10 protein-coding genes are annotated in these 8,304 nt (G+C 73.0%); 6 read left to right on the plus strand and 4 right to left on the minus strand.

From position 1 onward, the window contains the following. Positions 1–68: 68 nt before the first annotated feature. On the plus strand, positions 69–719 hold the full coding sequence (locus DEI91_RS11770) for a DsbA family protein (protein ID WP_258374406.1): 651 nt from the start codon (positions 69–71) through the stop codon (positions 717–719). 38 nt (positions 720–757) lie between these two features. On the opposite strand, the gene DEI91_RS11775 is transcribed toward DEI91_RS11770, so the two are convergent. Next, a complete protein-coding gene (locus DEI91_RS11775; protein ID WP_111052469.1) occupies positions 758–1,276 on the minus strand; it encodes a GNAT family N-acetyltransferase in 519 nt (172 codons plus the stop codon). On the opposite strand from DEI91_RS11775, the gene DEI91_RS11780 reads away from it, so the two are divergent. From DEI91_RS11780 to DEI91_RS11790, 3 genes are all read left to right on the plus strand, one after another. Beyond that, the gene (locus DEI91_RS11780; RefSeq protein ID WP_111052470.1) at positions 1,275–1,916 is read left to right on the plus strand and encodes an XRE family transcriptional regulator; all 642 of its coding nucleotides are present in this window, start codon (positions 1,275–1,277) and stop codon (positions 1,914–1,916) included. The two genes, DEI91_RS11775 and DEI91_RS11780, sit on opposite strands and share 2 nt — an antisense overlap. Positions 1,917–1,984: 68 nt before the next feature. Further along, complete coding sequence (locus DEI91_RS11785; RefSeq protein WP_111052471.1) at positions 1,985–2,473, plus strand: ribose-5-phosphate isomerase; 489 nt, start codon at positions 1,985–1,987, stop codon at positions 2,471–2,473. Between the two features lie 19 nt (positions 2,474–2,492). Further along, a complete protein-coding gene (locus DEI91_RS11790) occupies positions 2,493–3,509 on the plus strand; it encodes an Fpg/Nei family DNA glycosylase (RefSeq protein WP_111052472.1) in 1,017 nt (338 codons plus the stop codon). A 9-nt stretch (positions 3,510–3,518) separates the two neighbouring features. On the opposite strand, the gene DEI91_RS11795 is transcribed toward DEI91_RS11790, so the two are convergent. Continuing rightward, positions 3,519–5,018 (minus strand): amidohydrolase, encoded by a 1,500-nt coding sequence (locus tag DEI91_RS11795; protein ID WP_111052473.1) that lies wholly within the window; start codon positions 5,016–5,018, stop codon positions 3,519–3,521. Next, positions 5,018–5,665, minus strand: a complete 648-nt coding sequence (locus DEI91_RS11800; RefSeq protein ID WP_111052474.1) for an FMN-binding negative transcriptional regulator — start codon at positions 5,663–5,665, stop codon at positions 5,018–5,020. The genes DEI91_RS11795 and DEI91_RS11800 overlap by 1 nt, the downstream gene beginning before the upstream one ends. 33 nt (positions 5,666–5,698) lie before the next feature. On the opposite strand from DEI91_RS11800, the gene DEI91_RS11805 reads away from it, so the two are divergent. Then, the gene (locus DEI91_RS11805; protein WP_111052475.1) at positions 5,699–7,105 is read left to right on the plus strand and encodes a serine hydrolase; all 1,407 of its coding nucleotides are present in this window, start codon (positions 5,699–5,701) and stop codon (positions 7,103–7,105) included. Positions 7,106–7,288: 183 nt separating this feature from the next. Here DEI91_RS11805 and DEI91_RS11810 read toward each other — a convergent pair whose 3' ends face one another. Further along, positions 7,289–7,885, minus strand: a complete 597-nt coding sequence (locus tag DEI91_RS11810; protein ID WP_111052476.1) for a hypothetical protein — start codon at positions 7,883–7,885, stop codon at positions 7,289–7,291. Between the two features lie 152 nt (positions 7,886–8,037). Between DEI91_RS11810 and DEI91_RS11815 the strand changes: the two genes are divergently transcribed. Next, positions 8,038–8,304, plus strand: a 267-nt coding sequence (locus DEI91_RS11815) for a hypothetical protein (protein ID WP_146244283.1), incomplete at its 3' end; no start/stop codon positions are given.

Genomic DNA, 8,304 nt, shown 5'->3' on the forward strand with positions numbered 1-8,304 from the left:
CACCCGGCGTCGTGCACCGGTGGGACGGCTCGGGGACCAGCCTAGCGAGCGGGCGTACGCTGCGATCCGTGACCGACACGACTGTGGAGACGACCCCTGCGACCCGGACTGCTGTGGAGTTCTGGTTCGACCCGACCTGCCCCTGGGCATGGATGACGAGCCGCTGGGTGGGCGAGGTCGAGCAGCACCGCGACCTCGACGTGACCTGGAACGTGATGAGCCTGTTCGTCCTCAACGAGCACAACGAGGACCTGCCCGCCGAGTACCGCGCGGCGATGGAGCGGAACCAGGTGTACTCGCGCCTCGTCACCGCCGCGAAGGCCCGCCACGGCCAGGAGGTCGTGAAGCGCCTCTACGACGCGCTCGGCGAGCAGATCCACCACCGCCAGCAGCAGGACCCCGCGCAGGTCGTACCGGCCGTCCTCGAGCAGCTGGGCCTCGAAGCCGACCTCGCCGACGCTGCCTGGACCGACGAGACCGACGCCGCGATGCGGGCGAGCCACCGAGACGGCATCGAACGCGTCGGCCAGGACGTCGGCACGCCCGTCATCGCGGTCGACGGTGTCGCGTTCTTCGGGCCGGTCATCTCCCCGGCGCCGAAGGGCCAGCAGGCGCTGGACCTCTGGGACGGCGTCGTCGCTGCGGCCCGCTACCCGGGCTTCTTCGAGCTCAAGCGCTCCCGCACCACCGGCCCGGTCTTCGACACCGTCGAGGACTGACCCCGTACCGCGCCCCGCGCACCGCGCGCCGGCAGCGCTCAGACCAGCGGCAACCGCATGAGGGTCAGGTCGAGCCAGCGGTCGAACTTCCGGCCGACCTCGGGCACGACGGTCACGGTCTCGAACCCGAGCCGCTCGTGCAGCGCGATCGACCCCGCGTTCGTGCTGCAGATCCCGGCGATCATGACGTGCCGGCCCTCCGCGGTCGCGCGGGCCACCAGCGCGCGCATGAGCGTCGACGCGACGCCCCGTCCGCGGAAGCCCTCGACGACGTAGACGCTGTGCTCGACGGTGTGTCGGTAGCCCTGGTGCGGGCGCCACTGCGAGTACGAGGCGTACCCGGCCACGACGCCGTCGACCTCTGCGACGACGACCGGCCACCCGTCGCCCTGCCGCTCCGCGAGCCAGGTGTCGAACCACGCCCGGGGATGCGGTTCCTCCTGCCAGATCGCGGTGGAGTGGAGGACGGCGTCGACGTGGAGAGCGTGCACGACGTCGAGGTCGGCGGGGGTGCAGTCGCGGATCGTCACCGCGTCCGTCGCATATGCTGTCGCCATGTCTCACATCGTAGACGTGCAGGAGGACGTGGACGCAACCGCGCCCGAAAACCCCGACGACGCCGACCAGCGCCGCCTCGGGGAACGCCTACAGCGCCTCCGCACCGAACGCCGCTGGAGCCTCACCGAACTCGCCGAGGAGTCCGGCGTCTCCCGCGCGATGATCAACCGCGTCGAGCGGGGCGTGTCCAGCCCGACCGCGACCATCCTCGGTCGTCTGTCCGGGGCGTTCGGCCTCACCGTCTCGCAGCTCCTCGACGAGGCCCTCGAGCACGAGGTCCCGCGCACCAGCGACCCGGACGAGGCGCGCGGCGTCCAACGCGCCGCGTCCGCCGACTCGTGGACCGACCCGGAGACCGGCTACCGCCGCCGGCCGCTGTCGAGCGCCGACTTCCCGGCCGACGTGACCGAGGTGCGCCTGCCGGCCGGCCGCGAGGTCGCGTACCCCGCCAGCGCCTACGCCTTCCTCCGGCACTGCATCTGGGTCGTCGACGGGACGCTCGACCTCCAGGTCGGCGACACGACGACCCGCCTCGGCGCGGGGGACCGCATCGAGCTCGGCGAACCCGCCGACGTCGTCTACCGCAACACGGGCGACGACCCGTGCCGGTACGTCGTGGTCGTGGTGCGGCACCGCTGACGGGAGGCCCGTCCGCCGTCACCTGGACAGGTCCGGTCCGGCGCGCAACACCGGAATAGGATCGGTCCATGCGCATCCACCTCGGTACGGACCACGCCGGCCTCGAGTTCACCAAGACCCTCAGCGTCCACCTGACCGAAGCCGGCCACGAGGTCGTGGACCACGGACCGACCGAGTACGAGCCGCTCGACGACTACCCCTCGTTCTGCATCAACGCCGCGCACGCGGTCGTGCAGGACCAGCGCGCGGGCGTCCAGGCCCTCGGCGTCGTCTTCGGCGGCTCGGGCAACGGCGAGCAGATCGCCGCCAACAAGGTCGAGGGCATCCGTGCGGCCCTGGTGTGGAACGAGTCGACCGCACTGCTCGCCCGGCAGCACAACGACGCGAACGTCATCTCGATCGGCGCGCGCCAGCACACCGAGGAGGAGGCGATCCGGTTCGTCGACCTCTTCGTCGCGGAGCCGTTCTCCGGCGAGGAGCGTCACGCCCGCCGCATCGCGCAGCTCGCCGAGTACGAGACCACGGGCCTGATCGCCGGCAAGCAGATCGACCAGTAGGGCCGAGTAGACAAGAACGATGCCCGAGGGTCACTCCGTCCACCGCATCGCCCGCCAGTTCGAGCTGCACTTCGTCGGTCAGGTCTGCGAGGTCTCGAGCCCGCAGGGGCGCTTCGCCGCCGGGGCCGCCCAGCTCGACGGGCGGAAGATGATCGCCGCACGCGCGGTGGCGAAGCAGATGTTCCTCGAGTTCGAGGGCGACCTGTTCCTCCGGGTGCACCTCGGGCTGTACGGCGCGTGGGACTTCGCGGGCGACATCTCGACCGACGCGACGATGCGCAGCGCCAAGGGGCGGATCGGCCAGACGAACCAGCGCGGCACGGTCACGGAGGACGGCGACGCGGACGGCGACGACGCCGAGCACGTGCCGGACGACGACGGCGAGGACTCCCTCCGCTCCATCGGTGCCCCGCGGCGCTCCCGCTACCGGATGGCCGAGCAGGAGAAGGTCGAGGACCCGATCGAGGCCTTCCCACCGGACCCGGTCGGTCAGGTGCGCGTGCGGATCCTCACCGAGACCGCCGTGGCCGACCTCCGGGGACCGACCGCCTGCGTCGTGGAGGACCCGGCCGGCGTGCAGCGTGCACTCGACAAGCTCGGCCCGGACCCGATGAACGACGACGGACCCGAGGCCGAGAAGGTCTTCGTGGACAACGTCCGGAAGCGCAACGTCGCGATCGGCCAACTGCTCATGGACCAGTCCGTGGTGAGCGGCATCGGGAACGTCTACCGTGCGGAGCTGTTGTTCCGGCAGCGCATCGACCCGTACAAGCCGGGGAAGAAGATCACCGTCAAGCAGGCGAAGGCGCTGTGGCAGGACTGGTCGAAGCTCCTGCACGACGGGGTCCGCATCGGACAGATGATGACGATGGACGGCCTGACCGACGCCGAGTACCGGAAGGCGATGCGCTCCCGGGCCGACCGCCACTGGGTCTACCACCGCGCGGGGGAGCCGTGTCGAGTGTGCGGCACCGAGATCCGCGTCGCCGACATGGCGGGACGCAAGCTCTACTGGTGCCCGAAGGACCAGAAGTAGCCCCGCCGATCAGCGGTCGCGGTGGGTCCAGCGGCCGGCGACGGCCGTGCCGAGCACCGGCATGTCGCGCAGCTCGGCTGACGAGGCGACGAGCGGGTCGGTCGGCACGAGCACGAGGTCCGCGACGTCGCCGACCGTGACCGACACCCGTCCGTCCGTCGAGCCCCGCCAGGCGGCGAGCGCCGACATCCGCTGCTCCGGGTGCCACGGCTCGCGGCCGTCGCGGTCCCGCCCGACCGCGGCGGCCATCGACACCCACGGGTCGAGCGGGGCGACCGGGGCGTCCGAGCCGAGCACCATCGCGGCGCCCGCACGTTCGAGCGCGGCGAACGGGAAGGCCCGGTCCGTGCGGCCCGCCCAGTAGTGGTCGGCGATGTCCCGGTCGTCCATGGCGTGCTCGGGCTGCACGGACGCGACGACGCCGAGCCGGGCGAAGCGCGCCACGTCGGGCGCGGCGAGGAGCTGCGCGTGTTCGATCGACCCGCGGCTGCCGACGGTCTCGAGGGCGTCGAGCGCGAGCGTGACGGCGCGGTCGCCGATCGCGTGCACGGCGGGGACGAGTCCGGCGTCGACGGCCCGACGGAGCAGCGGGACGAGGTCCTCCGGCGCCCAGCTGAGGACGCCCTCGCCGTCGGCGGTCGCGGCGGTCCGGGTGCCGAGTGACCCGTCGGTGATCACCTTGAACGGTCCGACGGTGAGCAGGCCGCGGGTCCCGTCGACGACGTCGCCCGTCCGCAGCCCGCGCCGGACCGCCTCGTCCAACCGTGCCGGGTACACCCCGGAGGCGATGCGCAGCCCGTCCGTGCCGGCGTGGATCCGGCGTACCCACCGGTCGATGTCGGCGTCCATCTCGAGGTCGACGACCCCGGTGACGCCCCGGGCTGCGGCCGCCTCGACCGCGTCGGCCACGTACGCGTCGAGCTGGTCGTCCGGCACCCGGGACAGCGCGCCGGTGACGTCGAACGCGTCCTGCTCACGGAGCACACCGTCGGCGCCTGCGGGGAGCGCCCGGCCGAGCACGGCCCCGACGTGCGCCAGGGCGAGCTCGTTGCACCAGACCGCGTGCAGGTCGGCGCTCACGACGACGACCGGGAGGCCCGGCGCGGCCCGGTCGAGCAGCTCCCGTCGCGCGGGCCCCGGCCAGAGCCCGTCCCGGTACCCGTGCCCGACGAGCACGCGGTCCGGGACACCGCTCCGGACGGCGGCGGCGAGCCGGTCCGCGGTCTCCTCCGCGGAGGTGCAGTCCGTCACGTCGATGCGGCGGCGCACGAGTGCCCACTGGTCGAGGTGCACGTGGTGGTCGCGGAGACCGGGCCCGAGCCACGCACCGTCGGCCTCGACGACCTCGGTGTCGGCTCCGGTGGCCGTGCCGGTCGTGGTGGCGCTGTCGAGCGGGTCGAGCGTGCCGGCCGGCGCGACCGCGGTGACCCGCCCGTCGACGACCATGACGTCGGCGGGGGCGCCGGAGGTGCCCACCCGTCGGACGGTGCGGAGCAGGGTCGACGGCATCACGCCTCCCGGCCGGTCGTCGTGGCGGTCCCGTGGACGCGCGCCATCTCGTCGGCGAGCGCGGGGGAGGCGTACGGGCCGTCGGAGCGGAGGCCGGCGATGATCCGCTCGACCACCTCCGGTGCCTTGTTCTGGCTGAGCTTCGCCCGGGCGTCGAAGCGGGTGACGCGGATGCGGATGCCGACGGTGCCGCGGGCGATGTGGCGGGCGGCGTCCGCGTCGACGTCGAGCGACACCGGCGACGGCATCGCGGCCTCGAAGTGGTCCACGAGGTCGCCGAGGACACGGAAGGCCTCCTCGTCCGACAGGATCTCCGGCGTGCCCCACAGGTGCGCGGTGGTGTGGTTCCAGGTCGGGATGAACTGTTCCGGCGGGTACCAGGCGGGGGAGACGTACCCGTGCGGTCCCTGCACGACGACCAGGACCTCGTGCTGCCCGAGCTCGTGCGCCACCTCGTCCGGGCGGCCGACGTGCGACACGAGGACGAGGTCGTCGCTGCCGTCGGGCTGCTCCTCGAGGAGGAACGGGTAGTGCGACGCGACGAGTCCCGCTGCCGTGTGGGACACGATCGTCGCCCAGGGGTTGCCGCGGACGAGCCGTCGGACCTCGTCGACCTCGGTCATCAGGAAGGAGGGTGTGTGCCGCATGCGACGAGCGTGGCACATGCCAGGCTGGTCGGCATGGAGAAGCGCGCAGCCTACGAGTCCGTCCTGCCCTACGTCCGCGAGTGGGTCGCCTACAAGGTGTGGCAGCTGCGCCTCCCCGGCGTGCAGGTCGCGATCGGGTTCGAGGACGAGGAACTGTTCGCCGACGCCTGGGGGTACGCCGACGTGGCAGCCGGGCGGCGACTGACGACCACGGACCTGTTCCGGATCGCCTCGCACTCGAAGACCTTCACCGCCACCGCGCTGCTCCAGCTGGCCGACCAGGGTGCCCTGCGGCTCGACGACACGGTCGGCTCGTTCGTCCCCGCGCTCGTCGAGGCGGGTTCCCCGATCGCCGACGCCACCGTCCGCGAGCTCATGGAGATGGGCGCCGGGGTCGTCCGTGACGGCGCCGACGGTGACCACTGGGCGCTCGCGCACCCGTTCCCGGACGCGCAGCAGCTCGTCGACCTCGTCGTCGCGGGCGGCGCGAAGGTCCCGGTCGGGTCGGCGTTCAACTACTCGAACCTCGGCTACGGGCTGCTCGGGCTCGTCATCGAGGCCGTGACGGGCACCTCGTACGCCGAGCACATGCGGACCGCGATCACCGAGCCGCTCGGGCTCCGCGGCACCGGTGCCGAGTTCGACCCCGCCCGCGAGGACGAGTTCGTCGTCGGCTACACCGGCCTCCACACGGCCCGCACCCGGCAGCCGGTCCCGCACGTGACGACCGGGGCGCTCGCCGCGGCGACGGGATTCCACGGCACGGCCTCGGACCTGGTCCGCTACTTCTCGGCGCACGTGCCGGGTCGCGGGACGCTGCTCTCCGACCACGCCAAGCGCCTCGCGCAGCGGAAGGCGTGGAGTGCGCTCGACTCCGACCCGGCCGCCCGCGGGTACGGCGCCGGGTTCATCGTGGACCGGATCAACGGCCGGGAGGTCCGGGGCCACTCCGGCGGGTTCCCCGGACAGATCACGCAGTCGGTCTTCGACCCTGCGTCCTCGTTCGTCGTGTCCGTCCTGACGAGCAGCGCCACCGGTCCGGCGACGATGTTGGCGTACGGCATCGTGCACCTGCTCGACGCGGCGGCCGACGAGCACGCGGCCGGTCCGGCGATCCCCGCCGACGTCGACCCCGCGCGGTACACGGGCCGGTTCGCGACGTTCGAGGGGATCACCGACATCGCTCGGGTGGGTGACCGTCTGCTCGCGATCGACCCCACGCAGCCGGTGCCGACCGAGTCGCCGGTCCGGCTCGAGGTCGTCGACGCCGACACGCTCCGGATGGTGTCGGGCAACCGGTTCGGGTCGGTGGACGAGGACATCGTCTACACCCGCGACGACGCCGGCCGGGTCGTGTCGGTCCGCGGGGACAGCGGCATGACGCAGCGGCCCTGGTCGGTGCCGGACGAGACGCCGGAGGTCGCCGCCGCCCTCGTGTGACGCCCTGCTGGCCGACCCGGTGGTGCTGGCCGGGCTCGGTGGTGCTGGCCGGGCTCGGTGGTGCTGGCGGGCCCGGTGGTGCTGGCCGGCACGATCGCGCGCAGCCGGTTCCGGTGCCGCGCGTCCCCGTCCGCACCGGGCGGGGTCAGCGCACGTCGGCGCGGTCAGCACACATCGGCGGGGTCAGCGCACGTCGGCGGTGTCCCAGAGGCGGCGTACGCCCGCACCGACCGGTCGGACGAGCGGCGGGACGAACACCAGGGCAGCTGCGGCGAACGCCACGAACTGGCCGACCTGCGGCACGGTGAAGAGCGGCAGGAGCGCTTCCTGCGGCGGGATCCAGACGCGGAAGAGCACGTTCATCGCGGTCTCGGACAGCAGCCACACCCCGGCCCCGACCGTGACGAACCAGCCCGCTGCGCGACGCGATCCGGACGACCGCATCACGAGCACGACGCCGAACACCACGAGCAACACGCGCGCGACGAGCAGCAGCACGGTCGCGACGGGGTGCAGCGCGGTGGGCAGCAGGACCCCGAGCGGGAGGGCGACGGCCGTGATCCCGAAGCCGAGCGTTGCACGGTCGCCCCGCCGGGCGGCGAGGACGGCCGTCACGGCTCCCGCCACCAGGCCGACGACGCCGAGCACCCGCATGCCGACGACGGCACTCGTGGCGAGCGCCATCGGGTCCACCCACGCAGCGACGACGGCGGCGGCCGGCATGAGTGCGGCCAGGACGGCGGCCGACGCGGACAGTCGTTCGACCTGGGTCTGGTTCACGGATCCCCCTCGTGCCTCGATGCAGTAGCGGCATCCTACACATCACCGGCCGACGCTCGCGAGCGTCGTCGGGTCGGGGTGGGGACAACCCCACCCCCGGTCCGGGAGACGGCAGGATGGGACCGAGCCCTCGTCTCCGCGAGGCTCGATGCATGACCGACACCGACCGGCTCGACCTGGCCCGCACCGTCCCCCTGGACGAGGCGGTGGCCTCGCCCGACCACGCCGAGACCGTTCCGCTCCACGACGTGACGACGACGGCTGACCACGCCGAGACCGTCCCGCTGCACGACGTGGCGACCGACGGGGACACCACACCCGGCCGGGACACCACCGCCGACCGGGACACGACGCCCGACCGCGACAGCACCTCCGACCGCCCGAGACCGGAAGCCACCACACCGATGCCCTCCCAGCCC

This window comes from Curtobacterium sp. MCBD17_032 (genome assembly GCF_003234855.1).
Lineage (GTDB): Bacteria > Actinomycetota > Actinomycetes > Actinomycetales > Microbacteriaceae > Curtobacterium.

Coding starts and splice junctions, on each gene's coding strand:
- DEI91_RS11775 (WP_111052469.1), bottom strand. CDS start 1,276: ATGGCGACAGCATATGCGACGGACGCGGTGACGATCCGCGACTGCACC.
- DEI91_RS11805 (WP_111052475.1), top strand. CDS start 5,699: ATGGAGAAGCGCGCAGCCTACGAGTCCGTCCTGCCCTACGTCCGCGAG.
- DEI91_RS11795 (WP_111052473.1), bottom strand. CDS start 5,018: ATGCCGTCGACCCTGCTCCGCACCGTCCGACGGGTGGGCACCTCCGGC.
- DEI91_RS11785 (WP_111052471.1), top strand. CDS start 1,985: ATGCGCATCCACCTCGGTACGGACCACGCCGGCCTCGAGTTCACCAAG.
- DEI91_RS11790 (WP_111052472.1), top strand. CDS start 2,493: ATGCCCGAGGGTCACTCCGTCCACCGCATCGCCCGCCAGTTCGAGCTG.
- DEI91_RS11780 (WP_111052470.1), top strand. CDS start 1,275: ATGTCTCACATCGTAGACGTGCAGGAGGACGTGGACGCAACCGCGCCC.
- DEI91_RS11800 (WP_111052474.1), bottom strand. CDS start 5,665: ATGCGGCACACACCCTCCTTCCTGATGACCGAGGTCGACGAGGTCCGA.